The following is a 19,570-nucleotide window of genomic DNA, read 5'->3' as shown; positions in this document are numbered from 1 at the left end:
GACGTTTCGACGTGAGCTACAGCGGCGCGTGGGCGTAGGCGAGCAGATACGCGCCGTACGTCACCGAGAGCCCGGCCAGCGCGCCCACCACCAGGAGGGCGTGCGCAGGCCGGGCTCTCGCCGTTCTGGCCAGGGCGCACGCCAGCGGCAGCAGCAGCGGGAACGCGGGCAGCAGGAAGCGCGGCTTGGACTCGAAGTAGCCGGAACCGCCGAGGGCGACGAGGAGCAGGACGCCGCTGTACACGAGCAGGGGCAGCGGCGGGCGCTCCAGGAGCAGCAGCGCGTACAGCAGTACCGCCACCGCGACGATCACCAGGGTCACCGGGAACACGAAGCGGTCGCCGTGCAGCAGCATCCGCTGCACGGCCCGGACCGAACCGGCCCCGAAGTCGAACCGCGACCCCCAGCCGCGCTGCACCGTGAAATACCCGCCCAGCGGGTCGCCCTTCCTGAACCCGACCCACAGGACGTACGCGGACCAGCCGACCGGGGCGAGCAGGGCGCCCGCCCACAGCCCGCGGGGCACCCGGCCGCGGCGCCGGACGATCTCGTACCCGGCGGTGGCGAGGACGGCGGCGGCGACCGCGAACCCGTTCGGCCGGGCGAGCCCGGCGAGCGCCGCCAGCGAGCCCGCCCAGAGCCAGCGCCCCTTGAGCACCGCGTACAGCGACCACGCGCCGAGGGCCGTCAGGAGGGGTTCGGTGTACGCCATGGACAGCACGACCGAATGCGGCAGCAGGCCCCACAGGACCACCAGGAGCGCGGCCACGGTGCGGCCGTGCAGGAGTTCGCCGATCCGGTAGATGGCGAGGGCGGCGGCGAGCGTCGCCGTCCATGCCAGCAGCAGGGCGCAGGCGGGGGCGGAGAGCGGCAGCAGTTCGTACAGGGAGCGGGTCAGCGCCGGGTACAGCGGGAAGAACGCCAGGTCGCTGAAGACGACGCCGGGCCGGAAGTGCAGCGTGCGGGCGCCGTAGCCGTGCTCGGCGATGTGCAGGTACCAGCGCGAGTCCCAGGACCGGCCGAGCAGCGCCATGGGCTGCTTGCCGCTCAGCCAGGCGGTGACGGTGACGGCGAGGATCCCGGTGAGCCGGGCGGCGGCGAAAAGACCGATGGCGCGGCCCGCTCCGGGGGCGAGCAGGCGCGGCGAGGTCCCGGGGTCGGCGGTGGTGGCCGGGGGGCCGTCGAGGACGGTGGCGGATGACTCGGTCACACCCGAACCCTCCGACGCGCGTGCCGGGGGCGCGCGCCGGACGCGTCCAGACGGGCGTCTGCGGCACCCGGGTGCCAGGCGGCCTCCCGAGTGGGCCGTTGTGTACACATGGGACACTCGGTCCTTGCGCAGCACCTCGATGGAGACCACGGCTGCGACCTGCTTGCCGCGCCGGGTGGTGACGGTAGGTACGTCGTCCCGGTCGGCCCGCTGTGCCGCGAGACATGGCCCTCCGCATCTTGGCCGAACTGACCGGGCTGGAGAACGAGCCGATGGGGTGCGACACCACGGCCCTCGTCTCCCAGCCCGACCGGCGCCGCCTACGGGTAGGCGACTACCGCGTGAGCTGCACGATCGACAACGGCGAGCTGGTGGTGTGGGCCGTACACGTCGGGCATCGCTCGACCGTCTACGACACCTGAGCACTCCTGGTAGCGGGTCGGAATATCCAGCGCCGATCCGGCATGGGCTCAGGCGGCCGGCGACCTGAGCCGGGACACCGCCTCCTCCAGCACGTTTGCCCGCTTGCAGAACGCGAACCGTACGAAGGGGGCACCGGCCGTGCGGTCGTCGTAGAAGACGGCGTTGGGGATCGCGACGACGCCGCAGCGCTCGGGCAGCGCCCGGCAGAACGCGAAGCCGTCGTCGAAGCCGAGCGGGCGGATGTCGGTGGTGACGAAGTAGGTGCCCTGGGGGCGGAAGACCCCGAACCCGGCGTCGGCGAGACCGGCCGCGAGGAGGTTTCGCTTGGCGGTCATGTCGGCGCGGAAGCCGGTGAAGTAGGAGTCGGGGAGGGCGAGGGCCTCGGCGACGGCGTACTGGAAGGGGCCGGAGGAGACGTAGGTGAGGAACTGCTTGGCCGAGCGGACCGCCGTGACCAGTTCGGGCGTCGCCGTGACCCAGCCGACCTTCCAGCCGGTGAACGAGAACGTCTTGCCGGCCGAGCCGATCGTCACCGTCCGCTCGCGCATCCCGGGCAGCGTGGCCAGCGGCACGTGCTCGGCGTCGTCGAAGGTCAGGTGCTCGTAGACCTCGTCGGTGACGACGAGGAGATCGCGCTCGACGGCCAGCTCGGCGATCGCGGTCAGCTCGGCGCGGGTCAGGACGGTGCCGGTCGGGTTGTGCGGCGTGTTGATGAGGAGGAGGCGGGTGCGGGGGGTGATCGCGGCGCGCAGCTCGTCGAGGTCGAGGCGGAACGCCCCCTCGTGCGGGCGCAGGGTCACCGGCACCCTGGTCCCGCCCGCCATGGCGACGCAGGCCGCGTACGAGTCGTAGTAGGGCTCCAGGGCGACGACCTCGTCCCCGGGCTCGACCAGCGCGAGCAGCGCGGCGGCGATGGCCTCGGTGGCGCCCGCGGTGACCAGGACCTCGCGGTCCGGGTCGAGCGCGATGCCGTACCGGCGCTCCTGGTGCGCGGCGATCGCGGTGCGCAGCTCGGGGACGCCGGGGCCGGGCGGGTACTGGTTGCCGCGTCCGTCGCGCAGGGCCCGCACCGCCGCCTCGCGCACCTGCTCGGGCCCGTCGGTGTCGGGGAAGCCCTGGCCGAGGTTGACGGCGCCGGTCCGCAGGGCGAGGGCCGACATCTCCGCGAAGATCGTCGTCCCGAACTCGGCGAGCCGGCGGTTGAGCGGAGGGCGCGAGCTGGAGGTCATGGCGGCCATCCTGCGCCGAACCTCTGGAGTTCCTCAACTCTGCTTTGGCCGTGTGCGGGGGAGGGCATCCCCCTGTCACGCCCGCTCGGGGCGCCCCTCGGGGGTTTCGGGGGATTCGGGGGAAGAGAGGGGGCCGGTGATGGGAGTGCTCGTCATCATCGTCTTCACGGTCGTCGTCGTCGTGGTCGTCGCCGTCGCCGTCGCGTCGGCCAGGAGTGGGGGCGGACGTCCGCGTACGTCTTACGCGAGGGGCTCGCGCGGTGGGCGGGGCAGCAGTGGCAGTTGGTGGGCCGGGGGTGGCGGGGCCGTCGGTGGCGCGGCATGTTCCTCGGGTTCTTCCTCGGATTCCTCCGGGCATCACGGCGGGCACCACTCGTCGTGCGGCGGCGGATCGTCGTGCGGGAGCAGCTCCTGCGGGGGCGGCTCCTCGTGCGGTGGCGGGGGCGGGTGCGGCGGCGGAAGCTGACGCCGCACCCGGGGCGTGCGGCCCGCGCGGAGGCGACTGACACGGGGCAGTCGGTCCACGCGGGCCGCACGTACGTACGTTCCCCTTGACACCCGGCAGTGGTGAGTTGGGCGCGAAAGACGACGGCGCCAGTTGAACAGTTGAACTGTGGAGCCCTCGGGGGGATGGAAACCCTCCGAAGTTGGGTAAAAACGCTGTGGGGGCCTCGCAGCCCATGATTCCCTTTAACCGTCAACTCAGCCCTCGTACTGCGTGTTCAACGCGTTCGCGTGGGCACGAGCCGGTCCCTTTGACGTAGCCGGCCCCATCTCCCCTTGCGTGCAGCGGAGCCGACCCATGCTCACGACCCTGAACACCGCCTACACCGACACGAGTGCGGCCGATCTGGCCTGGGCCCTGGGCCGCGAGCCGCTTCCCGCGCTCGCCACGCTCGACCTCGAACTCGCCGACTCCAAGCTTCAGTTGCGGCTGCTCGGCGCCTCCCACCAGGTCCTTCTTGAGGAGGAGCACGGCAACTGCTCGGAAACCGTCGCCTGCATCCCCGGCAGCAGCACCCCGCTGCCGCTCGGCGTCGCCAAGCGCGTCGGCGACTGGGAGTACGAATTCGCCGCCCGGGTCGAACATCTGACGGAGGGACAGTTCGCCGGACGCGCCCAGGAGCTGCTGGCCCTGGTCGCCGACCATCCGAACGGGCTGGCGGGCGTCTTCCCCGGCAGCCCGCACGCCTTCACGGCCATGCTGGCCCAGTACCACGAGGGCCAGGTGCAATGGCGCACCTGGCACGCGTATCCGCAGGACGGCCAACTCGTCGCCACCCGCAGCCGAATGGGCGTACGCGTGCCGGTCGTCGCCGCCCTCTAGGACCCACCGGGAACAGGCGCCGCCCTTCGGACCGCAGGGGCGGCGGAGTATGCACGCGATGCGCCTGTTCCACACGTGTGGGTGACGAGAAGGAGTCGAACGGTGACGTAGCGTTCCAGGCGTGATCGAACCGCACGTGTCCGCACGGCCCTCGGGGCCCGCAGCGCCCCGGCCCGCGGGCGGGCGCGGCCGGGCCCCCCTGCCCGTGTCGCCGGGCACCGGCCGGTTCCTCGTGCTCGTCTGCGTCTTCGTCTGCGCGGCGTGCGGCCTCGTCTACGAACTCGAACTGGTCGCCCTCGCCTCCTACTTCCTCGGCGACTCGGTCACCCAGACCTCCGTCGTCCTCTCCGTCATGGTCTTCGCCATGGGCCTCGGCGCGCTCGCCGCCAAGCGCCTGCGGCCACGCGCCGCCGCCGGGTTCGGCCTGGTCGAGACGGCGCTCGCCCTCGTCGGCGGTTGCAGCGCCATGGCCCTGTACGCGGTGTTCGCCTGGAGCGGCGCCCGGGGCGCGGCGTCCGACGGGCCGCGCTGGCTGCTGGTGGCCTTCTCGCTCGGCATCGGCGTCCTCATCGGCGCCGAGGTCCCCCTGCTGATGGTGCTCATCCAGCGGATCAGACGCCAGGACGCGGGCGGCGCCGTCGCCGACCTGTTCGCGGCGGACTACGTGGGCGCCCTCGTCGGCGGCCTCGCCTTCCCCTTCCTGCTGCTGCCCCTGCTCGGCCAGTTGACGGGCGCCCTGCTGACCGGCGCGGTCAACGCGGTGGCCGGTGGCGCCCTCGTCCTCGGCCTGCTCCGACGGGACCTCAGCGCCCGGGGCCGCCGGGTGCTGCTCCTCGCCAACCTCGCGGTGCTCAGCGTGCTCGCCGCCGCCTGGGTCCTCGTCGACGACTTCGAGCGGGCCGCGCGGCACGCCATGTTCGGGGCGGAGGTCCGGGTCGCCGAGCGGACCGAGGTGCAGGAGGTCGTGGTCACCGGGGGCGAGCGGGGCCCTCTCGGCCTGTATCTGGACGGGCAGTTGCGGGCCGGGGGCCGTGACGAGGCGCGCTACCACGCGGCGCTCGTGGGCCCCGCGATGCGCGGCGGCCCGCACGCCCGGGTCCTCGTGCTCGGCGGCGGCGACGGGCTCGCCGTGCGCGAGGTGCTCCGCCACTCGGGGGTGCGGCGGGTGGACGTCGTCGACACCGACCCCGGGGTCGTACGGCTCGCCAGGACCGATCCGGGGCTGCGTGCCCTGAACCGGGGGGCGCTGCGCGATCCGCGGGTGCGCGTCGCCACGGGGGACGTGTTCGCCCTGCTCAGGGAGGAGTCCCGGGTCCGCGCCGACGCCCCCTACGACGTGGTGGTCTGCGATCTGCCGGACCCGGCCCGCACCGACAGCGCGAAGTTGTACTCCCAGGAGTTCTACGGGCTCGTACGGCGGGTGCTCAGCGGCCCGGGACGGGTGGTGGCCCACGGCGGGGACGTGTCGGACCGGTTCTGGACGGTCGCCGCGACGGTGCGGTCCGCGGGGTTGCGGGTGGTGGCGTACCAGGGCGATGGCGGGGCGGCCGGATTTGTGGTGGGGGAGCGGGGGCGGCTGCCGCCGTCCGTGGCGGGGGTGCGGGTGATTCGGCCGGGGCGGGGGTATGCCCCGTCGACGCTTGTGCATCCGCGTTATGGGGGGTGAGCGCCGTGGGGGTGGGGTTTGTCGCCGGGTGCGGTCCGGTGGGGGCTGGTCGCGCAGTTCCCCGCGCCCCTGAAAGGCGCACTCCGTGCGCCCTCAGCCCCCACCGGAGCGCACCCGCGACAAGACGCCCCCCGGCAGATGTCGGCGCGGCCCCCGCAACCACGACGGAGTCGCTACGCTCGGGCGGTATGGAGCATGAGGTGTTCGTTCCGGTTCCGGCGGAGTCCCTGCGGGCGGTGCTCTGCGACCCCCTGCGGGTGACGCGGGCCCTGCCCGGGTTCCAGCGCGACGCGTCGGGTGATGAGGGCCGCCTCAAGGTGCGTATCGAGGGGCACACCATCACCTACCGCGGAACCGTCCGCGTGGTCGAGCAGCCGGACGGTTCGTTCGCCATGACCGGTGAGGGGGCAGAGGCGCGGGGCGCGGGTGGCGTGAAGTTCGCGCTGACCGCCCGGGTCACCGCGGCCGACGGCGGCGCCGCGCTCACCTTCACCGGCACCGGGTCGGGCGACGGCCGCGTGGCCGATCTTCCGCGCGAGGCGGTGGTCTCGGCGGCGCACCGGCTGCTGAACCGTTTCGCTGGGAACCTCGGGGCGTCCGGCCAGGAACCCGGCTCGGAGGAGCCGGACGAAGAGATCGCGGCGATCGACGACATCGGGATGAGCGACGACCTCGACACGGGCGACGAGGTCGACGCCACCGACGGGATCGACGCGGCCGAGGCGGTGGACGAGGCGGTGGCCGGGTCCGCGCCGGGGTCCCTGTACGAGACCGAGGTGCCGCCGCCCTCCCTCGACCCCCTGGCCGACGAGGAGACGTACCCCGAGACCCCCGGGGGCGGGGTGGAGCTGCCGCCCGAGCCCGTCGCCGCACACGCCCGCCGCACGATGATCGGCCGCAGCGCCGAGGAGGTCGACCACGCGCCGCCGCGCGGCCGGTACGCCCCGGTGCCCGCGCCGGAGGGCGTCACGGCGAGCGCCACCCTGCGCTGGGCCGCGCCCGCCGCCGCGCTCGCCCTCGCCTCGGCGATCGTCGTGGGCCGGGCCCTGCGCAGGCGGCGGTAGCGGGAGGCCGCATAGGCTCAGGGGTCGTGACGACTCAGGAGACGACGCTGACCGCGGGCGACGCGGAAGTGACCGTGGCGCCGGGCAACGGCTGCCGCATCAGCAGCTTGAAGATCGCCGGGACCGAGCTGCTGCGGCAGGGGGAGCGCTACGGCTGCTTCCCGATGGTGCCCTGGTGCGGGCGGATCAGGGACGGCCGGTTCCGCGACGGCGGGCAGGTCCACCAGATGCCGCTGAACTCGCCGCCGCACGCCATCCACGGCTTCGCCCGCGACGCCGAGTGGACCACCGCGCGGGCCGGGCGGACCGAGGCCGTCTTCACGTACGACCTCGCCGAGCCCTGGCCCCACCCCGGCCGCGTCACGCAGGTCGTGGCCCTCACCGAGGACGCGCTGACCCTGACCCTCGGCATCGAGACGTACGGCGACTCGTTCCCGGCGCAGGCCGGCTGGCACCCGTGGTTCAACCGGACCCTCGGCGGAAGTGACGTGGAGATCGACTTCGCGCCCGCCTGGCAGGAGGAGCGCGGCGCGGACCACCTGCCCACCGGCGACCGGATCGCCCCGAAGCCCGGCCCCTGGGACGACTGCTTCGGCATGCCCGACGGCGTCGACGTGACGCTGACCTGGCCCGGCGCGCTGGAGCTGAACGTCAGGAGCCGCGAGCAGTGGGTCGTGGTCTACGACGAGCAGGAGGCGGCCGTCTGCGTGGAGCCGCAGACCGGCCCGCCGAACGGCCTGAACACCGCGCCGCGCCTGGTCACGCCGGTCGAGCCGCTGGAGGCCGGCACCACCTGGACCTGGACCCGCCTGTAAAGACAGGCTCTAAGCTCGTAGCCATGACGACGAACGACGTGCGCGCGGCGCTGCTCCAGCAGATCAAGGACAAGGCCGTGGTGCACGGCAAGGTGACGCTCTCCTCCGGCCTTGAGGCCGACTACTACGTCGACCTGCGGCGCGTCACGCTCGACGGGGAGGCCGCCCCGCTCGTGGGTCAGGTGCTGCTCGATCTGACCGCCGACCTGGAGTACGACGCGGTGGGCGGTCTGACCATGGGCGCCGACCCCGTCGCCGGTGCGATGCTGCACGCCTCCGCCGCCCGCGGGAAGCGGCTCGACGCGTTCGTCGTCCGCAAGGCCGCCAAGGCGCACGGCATGCAGCGCCAGGTGGAGGGACCGGACATCGCGGGCCGCCGCGTGCTCGTCGTCGAGGACACCTCCACCACCGGCGGCTCCCCGCTGACCGCCGTCGAGGCGGTCCGCGCGGCGGGCGCCGAGGTCGTCGGCGTGGCGACCATCGTGGACCGGGCCACGGGCGCCGCCGAGAAGATCACCGAGGGCGCCGGGGTGCCGTACCTCTTCGCCTTCTCCAAGGACGAGCTCGGCCTGGACTGAGCCCGGCACCCGGCCCGCCGCCACGTCTGGAAAGATGGGGGCGACGATGATGTCACCCCATGGTGCTTGGTGAGGGTCGGACCACCGGTCGAGACACCAGAACAACCCAAACCCGCAATCGCGCGCTTCACGAGGAGTCGACAGATGGCCATCGCAACCCCGGATCAGTACAACGAGATGCTCGACCGGGCCAAGGCGGGCAAGTTCGCCTACCCGGCCATCAACGTCTCCTCGACGCAGACCCTCAACGCCGCCCTCCAGGGCTTCGCCGAGGCCGAGAGCGACGGCATCATCCAGATCTCGACCGGTGGCGCGGAGTACCTGTCGGGCCAGGGTGTGAAGGACATGGTCGTCGGCGCCCAGGCGCTCGCCGAGTTCGCGCACGTCGCCGCCGCGAAGTACCCGAACAAGATCGCGCTGCACACCGACCACTGCCCCAAGGGCAAGCTGGACGGGTACGTGCGCCCGCTGCTCGACATCTCCGCCAAGCGCGTCGAGGCCGGCGGGCTGCCGCTGTTCCAGTCGCACATGTGGGACGGCTCGGCCGAGACCCTCGCCGACAACCTCTCCATCGCCGAGGAGCTGCTCGCCAAGGCCAAGGCCGCGAACATCATCCTGGAGATCGAGATCACCCCGACCGGTGGTGAGGAGGACGGCGTCTCGCACGAGATCAACGACAACCTCTACACCACGGTCGACGACGCGATCCGCACCGTCGAGGCGCTCGGCCTGGGCGAGAAGGGCCGCTACCTGCTCGCCGCCTCCTTCGGCAACGTGCACGGCGTGTACAAGCCGGGCAACGTCGTGCTCCGCCCCGACCTGCTCGCCGAGCTGAACGAGGGCGTCGCCGCGAAGTACGGCAAGCCCGCCGGTTCCAAGCCGTTCGACTTCGTCTTCCACGGCGGCTCGGGCTCCACCCTGGAGGAGATCCGCACGGCGCTGGAGAACGGCGTGGTGAAGATGAACCTCGACACCGACACGCAGTACGCCTTCACGCGGCCCATCGCCGGTCACATGTTCGAGAACTACGACGGTGTCCTGAAGGTCGACGGCGAGGTCGGCAACAAGAAGACCTACGACCCGCGCGTGTGGGGCAAGAAGGCCGAGGCGAGCATGACCGCCCGCATCGTCGAGGCCTGCGAGAGCCTGCGCTCGACGGGTACGCGCATCAAGTAACCCGTACCAGCCCGTGTGCGGGCCCGGCCTCCCCCTCGCGGGGGTGCCGGGCCCGTGCCATGCCCGGAGGTGCCCAGCAGTGACGTACGACTTCGACACCCCTGTCGACCGGCGCGGCACCTGGTGCGTGCAGTGGGACGGCGTCACGGACCGCTTCCCGGTCCCCGACCTGCTGCCGTTCACCATCTCCGACATGGACTTCGCGTGCGCGCCCGAGGTGCTGGCCGCCCTCGGCTCCCGCCTGGCGCACGGCGTGTTCGGCTACACCGACTGGCAGAACGAGGACTTCCGCGGCGCGATACGCCACTGGTTCCGCACCCGGTACGCCACCGAGGTCGACACGGACCGGCTCGTCTACGCCCCGTCCGTCCTCAACCAGGTGTCCCAGCTCCTGCGCATGTGGACGCGGGCCGGTGACGGCGTCGTCCTGCACACGCCGACGTACGACGGCTTCCGCAAGGCGATCACCGGGCTCGGCCGCGACATGCGGACCGTCGCGCTCGACGACTGGGCCGCCCTGGAGCGGGAGTTGGCCCGCCCCGACAGCCGCGTCCTCGTCCTCTGCTCGCCGCACAACCCGACCGGGCACGTCTGGACCGACGCCGAGCTGCGCCGCCTCGCGGACCTCGCGCGCACCCACGACGTGGCGGTGATCAGCGACGAGATCCACGCCGACCTGACGCACGAAGGACACACCCACCTGCCGTGGACGCGCTACGCCGACGGGCTGCGCTGGGCGCTCGTCACCTCCGCCACGAAGTCCTTCAACTTCCCGGCGCTCAGCGGCAGTTACGGTTTCGTCGGTGACCCGGACGATCACGCCGAGTTCCTGCGCCGGATGAACACGGGCGAGGGCCTGGCCTCCCCGGCCGTGCTCTCGCTCACCGCCCACATCGCCGCGTACCGCGAGGGCGCCGCGTGGCTGGACGCCCTGCGCGCGTACACACACGACGCTCTGCGCCTCGTCGAGGAACGGCTCGGCTCGGCGTTCCCCGAGCTCGCGTGGCGCGCCCCGCAGGCCGGTTACCTCGCCTGGATCGATCTGCGGCCGCTCGGCGTCACCGCGGACGACGAGCTCCAGCGCGTCCTCGTCGAGCAGGAGAAGGTCGCCGTCATGCCGGGCGGCACGTACGGGGCGCCCGGCTTCGTACGGCTGAACGTCGGCTGTCCGCGCGCCAAGGCGGAGGCGGGCGTCGACGCGCTCGTGCGGGCCGTGCGGACCGTCACCGGACGCGACTGATCACCGGCGTGGAGACCGGCCGCGCGGATGGCGCAGACTGGAACCCATGAGCCTTCACGAGAACCTGCTCGGGGGACCGCCCCCGACCCACCTGCCCGACGACCCGGAGCCGCGCGAGCTGCTGGCGGGCGGGACGCCCCCGGCGGACGTCGCCGCGAAGTACCCGACCTCCTCGCTCGCCTGGGCGCAGCTCGCCGACGAGGCGTTCGAGCGGGGCAGCGTCGTCGAGTCGTACGCGTACGCCCGCACCGGCTACCACCGCGGGCTCGACGCCCTGCGGCGCAGCGGCTGGAAGGGCCACGGGCCCGTGCCGTGGGAGCACGAGCCGAACCGCGGCTTCCTGCGCGCCCTGCACGCGCTGGCCCGCGCGGCCGGGTCCATCGGTGAGCAGGAGGAGTACGAGCGCTGCTCGCAGTTCCTCAAGGACTCCTCCCCGGCCGCGGCGCAGACCCTCGGCTAGTCGCTGACCGTCACCGTGGGTGAGGCCCGTCTGTGATCAGGCGGGCCTTGCCGTTCCGGGGCACGATTGTGAAGGATGCGAGGCGGGGACCGGGGCCCCGTGCCGGTAACGGCAGGGCGGACCGCTACCCGGAGTACACATTCAGGAGACAGCGATGTCCCACGACGCGGAAGCAACACCGCATCTCGACTTCGCGGGCACCACGCCTTACGAGGACTACGTCCAGGCCGATGTGCTCACCCACCTCCAGCATCTGCGCTCGGACGACCCCGGCGAGATGGTCTTCCTGGTGACGACCCAGGTCATGGAGTTGTGGTTCACCGTCATCGTGCACGAGTGGGAGACCGCGGCGCGGGCCCTCGCCGAGGACGACGTACCGGCCGCCGTGGCCGCGCTGAAGCGGTCGGTGCGCGAGCTGGAGGCGCTGAACGCCTCCTGGCGGCCACTGGCCCAGCTCACCCCGGCCCAGTTCAACTCCTACCGGTCCGCCCTCGGCGAGGGCTCCGGGTTCCAGTCGGCGATGTACCGGCGGATGGAGTTCCTGCTCGGCGACAAGTCGGCGTCGATGCTGGTGCCGCACCGTGGCGCGCCCCGCGTCCACGCCGAGTTGGAGAAGGCGCTGCACGAGCCCACCCTCTACGACGAGGTGCTGCGGCTCCTGTCCCGCCGTGGCCACGACGTGCCGCGGGCCGTCCTCGACCGTGACGTCTCGCAGCGCTACGAGCCCTCGCCCGAGGTGGAGGCCGTCTGGACGGCGCTGTACGCGGGCGACGAGAGCGCCGAGCTCGCCCGGCTCGGGGAGGCCCTCACCGACGTCGCCGAGCTGGTGTGGCGCTGGCGCAACGACCACCTGGTGGCCACCCGCCGTGCCATGGGGGCCAAGACCGGCACCGGCGGCTCCGCCGGTGTGGCCTGGCTGGAGAAGCGCGCGCAGAAGTCCGTGTTCCCGGAGCTGTGGACGGCGAGGTCCCATGTCTGACACCGCTCACCTGCGCGAGCGTGCGCGCAAGCTCGACGCCGCCGACCGACTGGCCGCCGTACGCGAGGAGTTCGTGCTCGACGAGGTCGTCTACCTCGACGGGAACTCGCTGGGCGCGCTGCCCGTCAACGTCCCCGGGCGGGTGGCGGACGTGGTGCACCGGCAGTGGGGCGAGCTGCGCATCCGCTCCTGGACCGAGTCCGGCTGGTGGACGGCGCCGGAGCGGATCGGCGACCGGATAGCCCCCCTGGTGGGTGCGGGGCCGGGCCAGGTCGTGGTCGCCGACTCGACGAGCGTCAACATCTTCAAGGCCCTGGTGGGCGCGGTCCGGATGGCGGGGGAGGGGCGGGACGAGGTGATCGTCGACGCCACCACGTTCCCGACGGACGGTTACATCGCCGCGTCGGCGGCCCGGATGACGGGCTGCTCGGTCCGCCCGGTGGCGCCCGGCGAGGTGGCGGGCGCCCTCGGTCCCCGTACGGCCGCCGTGCTGCTGAACCACGTCGACTACCGCACGGGCCGCCTGCACGACCTGCCGGGCCTGACCGCGGCGATCCGCGCGGCGGGCGCCGTGAGCGTGTGGGACCTGTGCCACAGCGCGGGCGCGCTGCCGGTCGGGCTCGACGAGCACGGCGTCGACCTCGCGGTCGGCTGCACCTACAAGTTCCTGAACGGGGGCCCCGGCGCGCCCGCCTTCCTGTACGTGCGCGGCGAGCACCAGGCCGCCTTCGACTCGCCGCTGCCGGGCTGGAACTCGCACGCCGAGCCGTTCGGGATGAGCTCCGCCTACGAGCCCGCCAAGGGCGCGGTGCGCGGTCGCGTGGGGACGCCGGACGTCCTGTCGATGCTGGCGCTCGACGCGGCGCTCGACGTGTGGTCGCGCCCGGAGGTCTCCCTCGACGTGGTGCGCGCCAAGTCGCTGGCCCTGACGGACCTGTTCCTGAGTTGCGTCGAGGCGTACGTCCCGGCCGGGCGGGTGGAGCCGGTCACCCCGGCCGCGCACGCCGAGCGGGGCAGCCAGGTGGCGCTGCGCTGCGACGACGCGGGCGAGGTCATGGAGCGGCTCATCGCGGCGGGCGTCGTCGGCGACTACCGGGCGCCGGACGTGCTGCGGTTCGGGTTCACGCCGCTGTACCTGGGGTTCGCCGAGGTGGAGCGCGCGGCGAGGGTGCTCGCGGACGCGCTCGGCTGACGCGGCGCCGGACGCTCAGCCGGTGTAGATCCCTGCCTCGGCCGCCGCCACGGCGGCGGCCACGGCCCGGGCCGCGTCCGCCTCGGTGGGCGCGGTCCCGGTCGTGAGGAGGCGGTAGTACAGCGGGGCCGACACCGCCCTGATCACCTCGGCGGCGTCGGTGCCCGCGGGCACCTCGCCCCGGGCGACGGCCTCCTCCACGGCCGGTGCCCATTCGGCGACCCGCACCTCGTAGAACCGGCGCAGCGCGTCGGCGGTCCGCGGGTCGCAGGTCGCCGCCGCGATCACCGCGCGGAACAGCGGTCCCTGCCGCGGGTCGGCGAGGGTGCGGCGTACCAGCAGCGCGTTGGCCGTCAGGTCGCCGCGGAGCGTGCCGGTCGCCGAGCGCGGCAGCGACTCCTGCGCCATCTGCGCGAGGAGGTCGGCGACCAGTCCCGCGGGGGTGGACCAGCGCCGGTAGACGGTGGTCTTGCCGACGTCGGCGCGGCGGGCGATGTCGGCGAGGTCGAGCCGGTCGAAGCCCTGCTCCGCCAGGACGTCGCCCGCGGCGTCGAGGACGGCGGCGCGGACCCGGGCGGTGCGACCGCCGGGGCGGAGGGTGCCGGGTTCGGGTTCGCTGCTCATGACGGCCAGGGTAACGGCACGCTGGGCCCGTTTGTCCGGTCACTGTGTGTGTCGACGCACGTCACGCGGCTGGTAGCGTCCGCATACCCGCTGATTTCCTGCTGGTTCCCCGTTGGTTCGCGCAATTCCACTGTGCCGTCGAGAGGTTGGAGCATGCCGGACGAAGCCGCCGCGCGCGACGAGGCGGAGGAGGCATCGGCCTTCTCGCACCCCATCGTCGCCCCGGACGTCACCGCCGCGTACGGCGATCACCCGGATCAGGTCATCGACTTCTACGCGCCCCGTGACGGTGCGACCGCGGCCCCGCTGGTCGTGGCGGTGCACGGCGGCGCGTGGCGGGCGGCGTACGACAGAGCGCACCTGAGCCCGTTCGCCGACTTCCTGGCCCGGCGCGGGTTCGCCGTCGCCAGCGTCGAGTACCGGCGCGGCCGACCGCTCCCGCGGCAGGGCGCGAAGGGGCCGGTGGCCGGGCGCTGGCCGGAGACCTTCGACGACGTGGCGGCGGCCCTCGACGCGCTGCCCGCGCTCGCCGCGACGCACCTGCCCACCGCGGACGCGCGGCGCACCGTGATCACCGGCCACTCGGCGGGCGGCCACCTCGCGCTGTGGGCCGCGGCCCGGCACGTCCTGCCCGCCGACGCGCCCTGGCGCACCCCGGCCCCGCCCGCGCTGCGCGGTGTCGTGGCGCTCGCCCCCATCGCGGACCTCGCGCTCGCCCAGGACATGGGTGTCTGCGACGGGGCGAGTGCCCAACTCCTGGGCGGCGAGGGCGCGTTGTTCGAGGCGCGGCGGCCGTACGCCGACCCGGCCGCGCTGCTGCCCACCGGTATCGCCACGACCCTCGTCCAGGGCCGCGCGGACACGACGGTGCCCTACGCGGTCGCCGAGGCGTACGCGGACGCGGCGGCCAGGGCGGGCGAGGTGGTCGGCGTCACGTTCCTGGCGGAGGTCGGGCACTTCCCGCTGATCGACCCGGCGGCGGACGCCTGCGCGGTGGTCGCCGAGGAGATCGCGCAACTGGCCTGGTGAGCCGGGGCGGGGCCGGAGGCGGACGCCGCGTAGTACTCACGGCGGACGGTGAGGACCCGTCTGGCTGGGGACGACCCGGGCCCGCCCCTGCCCGTACGGTCGGAGCCATGACCGAGACGACCACCACCGCCGGGATCCCGAGGGAGCGCAGCCCCGAGTTCAGCCTCGCGCGGTCGGCGCTGCGCGGGCTGCGCGAGGACCTGTTCCGCGATGTGCGGGCCTACCGGCCGCTGCCCGAAGCCGCCGCGGCCGGCCCGTGGGCCCATCTGTTCCCGGCCGCCGCCCGCAGGTACCTGCGGTATCTGCCGCACGCCGTCGTGCTGGGCCTCGCTCTGTTCACACTGATCGTGGGCATGGCGAGCTACAGCGTCTTCGACGACTCGTTCATGGCCCTGGTGGCCGGGCTCCTGGCGGCGGTGCCGGTGGCGCTGACCCTGCTGCGGCCGGTCCTCGCCTGGTGGCTGTCGTTCGCCGCGGCCCCGTTCCTCGTCGTGGTGACCCATGACGGCATGTTCCCGTGGTCGGGCGGCAGCCTCCTGGGCCACACCGTCGTGATGACGGTCGTCGCGGCGCGCACCCGGCCGCGCGCGGCGGCCTGGATGTGGGTGCTCAGCGCGCTCTACTCGGTGCTCGCCGGGGAGATCATGGGCGGCCTGGGATCCGGTGACGCGGGACCGATGCTGTTCTTCTCGGGCGTCGCGGTCGCGATCGTCACCCTGGTCCAGGTCAACCGGACCACCAAGCGGCAGGTCGTCCAGGAGCGTACGGTCACCGCCGTCGAGCGGGACCGGCGCACCCTTCTGGAGGAGCGCACGAACATCGCCCGCGAGCTGCACGATGTCGTCGCGCACCACATGTCGGTCGTGGCGATCCAGGCGGAGGCGGCGCCCTACCGGGTCGAGAATCCGCCGCCCGAGCTGGAGAAGGCGTTCGTCACGATCCGGGAGAACGCGGTGGCGGCCCTCACCGAACTGCGCCGCGTCCTCGGCGTCGTACGGGCCGAGGATTACGCGGCGCCCGACGCCCCGCAGCCCACGCTCGCCGACCTCGACAAGCTGCTGGAGAACGTGCGGGAGGCGGGCCTGACCGTCACCAAGGCCGTGACGGGCGCGGTGCGTGAGCTGCCGCAGGGCGTCGAGCTGTCGGCGTACCGGATCGTGCAGGAGGCGCTGAGCAACACCCTGCGGCACGCGCCCGGCGCGGACGCCGCGGTCGAGGTGTCGTACGTCCTCGGCGGCCTCGGCCTGCGCGTCGTCAACGGCCGGCCGAACGCCCTGGTCAAACCCTCGCCGGGGGCCGGGCACGGCATCACCGGCATGCGGGAGCGCGTGTCGATGCTCAGCGGCGAGATGACGGCGGGCACGACCGCGGACGGCGGCTACGAGGTCACGGTGTTCGTGCCGGTCGCCGCCCCGGTGCCGGAGCAGCGCGGGACCGGCTCCGCGCACGACGTCGCGCACGACGGGACCGACGCATGATCAAGGTGCTGATCGCCGACGACCAGATGATGGTGCGCGAGGGGTTCTCGGTCCTCCTCGGCGCGATGCCGGACATCGAGGTCGTCGGCGAGGCGGTCAACGGGATCGAGGCGATCACCAAGGTCCGCGAACTCCACCCCGACGTGGTCCTCATGGACATCCGCATGCCGGAGCTGAACGGCATCGAGGCGACCCGTGAGATCGTCGCGGCCGACGAGGGCGCGAAGGTCCTCGTCCTGACCACCTTCGACCTCGACGAGTACGTGTACCAGGCGCTCCGCGCGGGCGCCTCCGGCTTCCTCCTCAAGGACGCCTCCGCCCGTCAACTCGCGGACGGTGTACGGGTGGTGGCGGGCGGCGAGGCGCTGCTCGCCCCGTCGGTGACCCGGCGACTGATCACCGAGTTCGCGAAGCTCTCGGACGTCCCGAAGCTGCCCGCCGCACAGCACCCGGGCGCGTACGGCGAGCTGACCGAGCGCGAGACGGAGGTGCTCGTCCTCATCGCGCAGGGCCTGTCGAACGCGGAGATCGCCGCGCGGCTCGTGGTCGCCGAGTCGACGATCAAGACCCATGTCAGCCGGGTCCTGGTCAAGCTCGGCCTCAGGGACCGCACCCAGGCCGCGGTCTTCGCCTACGAAGCGCGGCTTGTCACCCCCGGCTGAGCGGCGGTTACCGTACCCGGGTGAGCACCGACACCACGCCCCGCCCCCAGTCCCTGATGCTGAGCTTCCTCGGCGACCAGGTGCTCGGGCGCGGGGTGTGCGTGTACTCGGGCAGTGTCATCGAGGTGTTCGCGCGGGCCGGGGTCGGCGAGCACGCGACCCGCTCGACGCTGACCCGGATGACGGGCCGCGGGCTGCTGCGCCGCCAGCGCGAGGGCAGGCGCACCTACTTCGGGCTGACCGGCCGTTCCGAGGAGATCCTGCGCGACGGTGAGCGCCGCATCTGGCAGACCGGCGCCGTCAACGACGACTGGGACGGCACCTGGTCGCTGCTCGGGTTCTCGCTGCCCGACTCCTGGCAGCGGCAGCGCCACGACCTGCGCGCGCAGCTCACCTGGGCGGGGTTCGGCCCGCTGTTCAGCGGCCTGTGGATCGCGCCGGGCGCGGTGGACGTCTCCGGTATCGTCGCCGAACTGGGCCTCGCCGCGCACGTCAAGGTCTTCCGCGCCACCGCGGACCTCGGCATGGACGTCGCCGAGATGATCGACGACACCTGGGACCTCAAGCAACTCGACCGCGCCTACCGGGAGTTCGCCGACCAGTGGCGGCCGTACGCCGGTCAGGACGCGCCCCGCGACCAGGACGCGCTCGCGCTGCGGCTGCGGCTCGCGACCGACTGGCTCGGCGTCATCCGCAGTGATCCCCGGCTGCCGGTGGAGCACCTGCCCTCGGACTGGCCCGCGGGCCCCGCGCAGGACCTGTTCCGCGCGGTGCACGAGCGGCTCGACGGGCCCGCGAAGGACGCGGCGCGTCGCCTGCTCGACACCGTGCCGGTGGGCGCGGAGGGCTGACGCCCCTGGGTGAGGGCTCCGGACCCGGCCGAGCTGATGTTGTGCATTTCATTGACGGGCGTTCGGAATCTGCCCTACATTCCGAGCCGCCTGACCACTCGCCTCCTCCCGCGCTCCCGCCCGCCCCGCCGATCGGAGCCCCGTCATGCCCGCACGCGTCCGCACCACCGCCGTCCTGCTGGCCGCCGCCCTCTGCCTCGTCGCGCCGGGCACCGCCCGCGCCGACACCGCGACCCCCGCCGCGGACCGCGCCCAGCACCTCACCGGCGTCCTCGCCGACGGCGCCACCTGGATCGCCGACATCCCCGCGCCCGGCCACTGGAACGGCACCCTGCTGCTGTTCAGCCACGGCTTCGGGCCCCTCGCCGCCCAGAACGCCCCCTCCGCCGCCGCCCACGACGCCCTGCTCGCCGAGGGGTACGCCCTCGCCGGGTCCTCCTACGACCCGAACGGCTCCCAGTGGGCCCTGGCCAGCGCCGAACGCGACCAGTTCGCCACCCTCGACGCCGTCACCGCCCGGACCGGCGAGCCGCGCCGCACCCTGTCCGTCGGCCAGTCCATGGGCGGCCTCGTCAACGCGCAGATCGCCCGCGACGGAGCGGGCCGCGTCGACGGCGCCCTCGGCCTGTGCGGACTCGTCACGGGCGGCACCGACCTCGACAACTACCAGCTCGACGCCGAGTACACGATCGCCCGGCTCCTGCTCCCCGGCGAACGGCCGAAGCTCGTCGGCTTCGACTCCCCGGGCGAGGCCGCCGCCACCGCCGACCGCCTCACCGCCGCCGTCACCGCCGCCCAGACCACCCCCGCCGGACGCGCCCGCATCGCCCTCGCCGCCGCCTACCTCAACGTCCCCGCCTGGGCACCCGGCAAGGACCGGCCGGCCGCCGACGACTGGCGCGGACAGGAGGAGCAGCAGTACGCCTGGCTCGCCCAGGGCCTGCTCTCCTTCATCGAGGGCGGGCGATACGCCATGGAGCGCTCGGTCGGCGGCAACAACTCCGCCAACCGCGGCGTCGACTACGCCGCGCTGCTCGCAGGATCCCCGTCCGCGCCGCGCGTCCGCGCCCTGTACCGGGCGGCCGGACTCGACCTGCGCGCCGACCTCACCGCCCTCACCGCGGGCGCCTCGGTCACCGCCGACCCGGACGCCGTCCGCGAGGCCGCCCGCACCTCGTCCGCCGGACAGGGCCTCGCCGTCCCGCTGCTCGACCTGCACACCACCGCCGACCAGCTCGTCCCCGTCGAGCAGGAGAACCGCTTCGCCGACCGCGTCCGCGCCGCCGGTGACAGCGCGCTGCTGCGCCAGGCGTACGTCGAGCGACAGGGCCACTGCGCGTTCACCACCGCCGAGACCCTGGCCGCCGTCCACGCCGTGGAACACCGCGTCGAGACCGGCCACTGGGGCACCGCCGCGAGCCCCGCCGCCCTCCAGCGGGCCGCGCTCGACCTCGGCCTCGACGGAGCCGCGTACGTCCCCTACCGGCCCGGCGAGCTGACGGTGGGCCGCCCCGACCGCGCCGCCGCGCCCGCCCCGGCCGCCCGGCACTGACGACGACGGAGGAGA

19 protein-coding genes are annotated in these 19,570 nt (G+C 73.6%); 16 read left to right on the top strand and 3 right to left on the bottom strand.

All coding sequences use genetic code 11. From position 1 onward, the window contains the following. Positions 1–16: 16 nt before the first annotated feature. Complete coding sequence (locus tag ACIRF8_RS31205; protein WP_404220224.1) at positions 17–1,210, bottom strand: mannosyltransferase family protein; 1,194 nt, start codon at positions 1,208–1,210, stop codon at positions 17–19. A 212-nt stretch (positions 1,211–1,422) separates the two neighbouring features. Here ACIRF8_RS31205 and ACIRF8_RS31200 point away from each other — a divergent pair, with 212 nt between their 5' ends. Next, positions 1,423–1,632, top strand: coding sequence for a type II toxin-antitoxin system RelE/ParE family toxin (locus ACIRF8_RS31200; RefSeq protein WP_404220222.1), 210 nt, complete (start codon positions 1,423–1,425; stop codon positions 1,630–1,632). 48 nt (positions 1,633–1,680) lie between these two features. On the opposite strand, the gene ACIRF8_RS31195 is transcribed toward ACIRF8_RS31200, so the two are convergent. Then, positions 1,681–2,871, bottom strand: a complete 1,191-nt coding sequence (locus tag ACIRF8_RS31195; protein WP_404220220.1) for a pyridoxal phosphate-dependent aminotransferase — start codon at positions 2,869–2,871, stop codon at positions 1,681–1,683. Positions 2,872–3,664: 793 nt separating this feature from the next. On the opposite strand from ACIRF8_RS31195, the gene ACIRF8_RS31190 reads away from it, so the two are divergent. The 10 genes from ACIRF8_RS31190 to kynU all read left to right on the top strand — a co-directional run bounded on the left by ACIRF8_RS31190 (position 3,665) and on the right by kynU (position 13,359). Continuing rightward, a complete protein-coding gene (locus tag ACIRF8_RS31190; RefSeq protein WP_404220218.1) occupies positions 3,665–4,189 on the top strand; it encodes a DUF2617 family protein in 525 nt (174 codons plus the stop codon). A 121-nt stretch (positions 4,190–4,310) separates the two neighbouring features. Next, positions 4,311–5,855: a polyamine aminopropyltransferase gene (locus tag ACIRF8_RS31185; protein ID WP_404220216.1), complete on the top strand. Its 1,545-nt coding sequence runs from the start codon at positions 4,311–4,313 to the stop codon at positions 5,853–5,855. Positions 5,856–6,043: 188 nt separating this feature from the next. Then, positions 6,044–6,919 carry a carbon monoxide dehydrogenase subunit G gene (locus ACIRF8_RS31180; protein ID WP_404220214.1) on the top strand — a complete coding sequence of 292 codons (876 nt, stop codon included), beginning with the start codon at positions 6,044–6,046 and terminating at the stop codon, positions 6,917–6,919. 26 nt (positions 6,920–6,945) lie between these two features. Further along, positions 6,946–7,734 (top strand): aldose 1-epimerase, encoded by a 789-nt coding sequence (locus ACIRF8_RS31175; RefSeq protein WP_404220212.1) that lies wholly within the window; start codon positions 6,946–6,948, stop codon positions 7,732–7,734. Between the two features lie 23 nt (positions 7,735–7,757). After that, the gene (pyrE, locus tag ACIRF8_RS31170) at positions 7,758–8,312 is read left to right on the top strand and encodes an orotate phosphoribosyltransferase (RefSeq protein WP_404220210.1); all 555 of its coding nucleotides are present in this window, start codon (positions 7,758–7,760) and stop codon (positions 8,310–8,312) included. 144 nt (positions 8,313–8,456) lie between these two features. After that, on the top strand, positions 8,457–9,488 hold the full coding sequence (gene fbaA, locus ACIRF8_RS31165) for a class II fructose-bisphosphate aldolase (protein WP_404220208.1): 1,032 nt from the start codon (positions 8,457–8,459) through the stop codon (positions 9,486–9,488). A 79-nt stretch (positions 9,489–9,567) separates the two neighbouring features. Next, positions 9,568–10,728, top strand: coding sequence for a MalY/PatB family protein (locus ACIRF8_RS31160; RefSeq protein ID WP_404220206.1), 1,161 nt, complete (start codon positions 9,568–9,570; stop codon positions 10,726–10,728). A 46-nt stretch (positions 10,729–10,774) separates the two neighbouring features. Next, the gene (locus tag ACIRF8_RS31155; RefSeq protein WP_404220204.1) at positions 10,775–11,188 is read left to right on the top strand and encodes a DUF3151 domain-containing protein; all 414 of its coding nucleotides are present in this window, start codon (positions 10,775–10,777) and stop codon (positions 11,186–11,188) included. 154 nt (positions 11,189–11,342) lie between these two features. Next, complete coding sequence (locus ACIRF8_RS31150; protein ID WP_404220202.1) at positions 11,343–12,167, top strand: tryptophan 2,3-dioxygenase family protein; 825 nt, start codon at positions 11,343–11,345, stop codon at positions 12,165–12,167. Beyond that, positions 12,160–13,359 carry a kynureninase gene (gene kynU / locus ACIRF8_RS31145; RefSeq protein ID WP_404220200.1) on the top strand — a complete coding sequence of 400 codons (1,200 nt, stop codon included), beginning with the start codon at positions 12,160–12,162 and terminating at the stop codon, positions 13,357–13,359. The genes ACIRF8_RS31150 and kynU overlap by 8 nt, the downstream gene beginning before the upstream one ends. A 15-nt stretch (positions 13,360–13,374) precedes the next feature. On the opposite strand, the gene ACIRF8_RS31140 is transcribed toward kynU, so the two are convergent. Beyond that, positions 13,375–13,983: a TetR/AcrR family transcriptional regulator gene (locus ACIRF8_RS31140; protein WP_404220198.1), complete on the bottom strand. Its 609-nt coding sequence runs from the start codon at positions 13,981–13,983 to the stop codon at positions 13,375–13,377. Between the two features lie 153 nt (positions 13,984–14,136). On the opposite strand from ACIRF8_RS31140, the gene ACIRF8_RS31135 reads away from it, so the two are divergent. The 5 genes from ACIRF8_RS31135 to ACIRF8_RS31115 all read left to right on the top strand — a co-directional run bounded on the left by ACIRF8_RS31135 (position 14,137) and on the right by ACIRF8_RS31115 (position 19,555). Then, complete coding sequence (locus tag ACIRF8_RS31135) at positions 14,137–15,012, top strand: alpha/beta hydrolase (protein WP_404220196.1); 876 nt, start codon at positions 14,137–14,139, stop codon at positions 15,010–15,012. 107 nt (positions 15,013–15,119) lie between these two features. Continuing rightward, positions 15,120–16,490 carry a sensor histidine kinase gene (locus tag ACIRF8_RS31130; RefSeq protein ID WP_404220194.1) on the top strand — a complete coding sequence of 457 codons (1,371 nt, stop codon included), beginning with the start codon at positions 15,120–15,122 and terminating at the stop codon, positions 16,488–16,490. Continuing rightward, on the top strand, positions 16,487–17,152 hold the full coding sequence (locus ACIRF8_RS31125; RefSeq protein ID WP_404220192.1) for a response regulator: 666 nt from the start codon (positions 16,487–16,489) through the stop codon (positions 17,150–17,152). Before ACIRF8_RS31130 ends, ACIRF8_RS31125 begins: the two co-directional genes overlap by 4 nt. 56 nt (positions 17,153–17,208) lie before the next feature. Further along, on the top strand, positions 17,209–18,003 hold the full coding sequence (locus ACIRF8_RS31120) for a PaaX family transcriptional regulator C-terminal domain-containing protein (protein ID WP_404220297.1): 795 nt from the start codon (positions 17,209–17,211) through the stop codon (positions 18,001–18,003). A 145-nt stretch (positions 18,004–18,148) separates the two neighbouring features. Next, on the top strand, positions 18,149–19,555 hold the full coding sequence (locus tag ACIRF8_RS31115) for a DUF6351 family protein (protein WP_404220190.1): 1,407 nt from the start codon (positions 18,149–18,151) through the stop codon (positions 19,553–19,555). The last annotated feature ends 15 nt before the right edge of the window (positions 19,556–19,570 follow it).

It is taken from the genome of Streptomyces sp. NPDC102406 (assembly GCF_044765725.1).
GTDB lineage: Bacteria > Actinomycetota > Actinomycetes > Streptomycetales > Streptomycetaceae > Streptomyces.
Note: the sequence above shows the minus strand (reverse complement) of the source record. Positions and strands in the feature narration are given on the sequence as shown.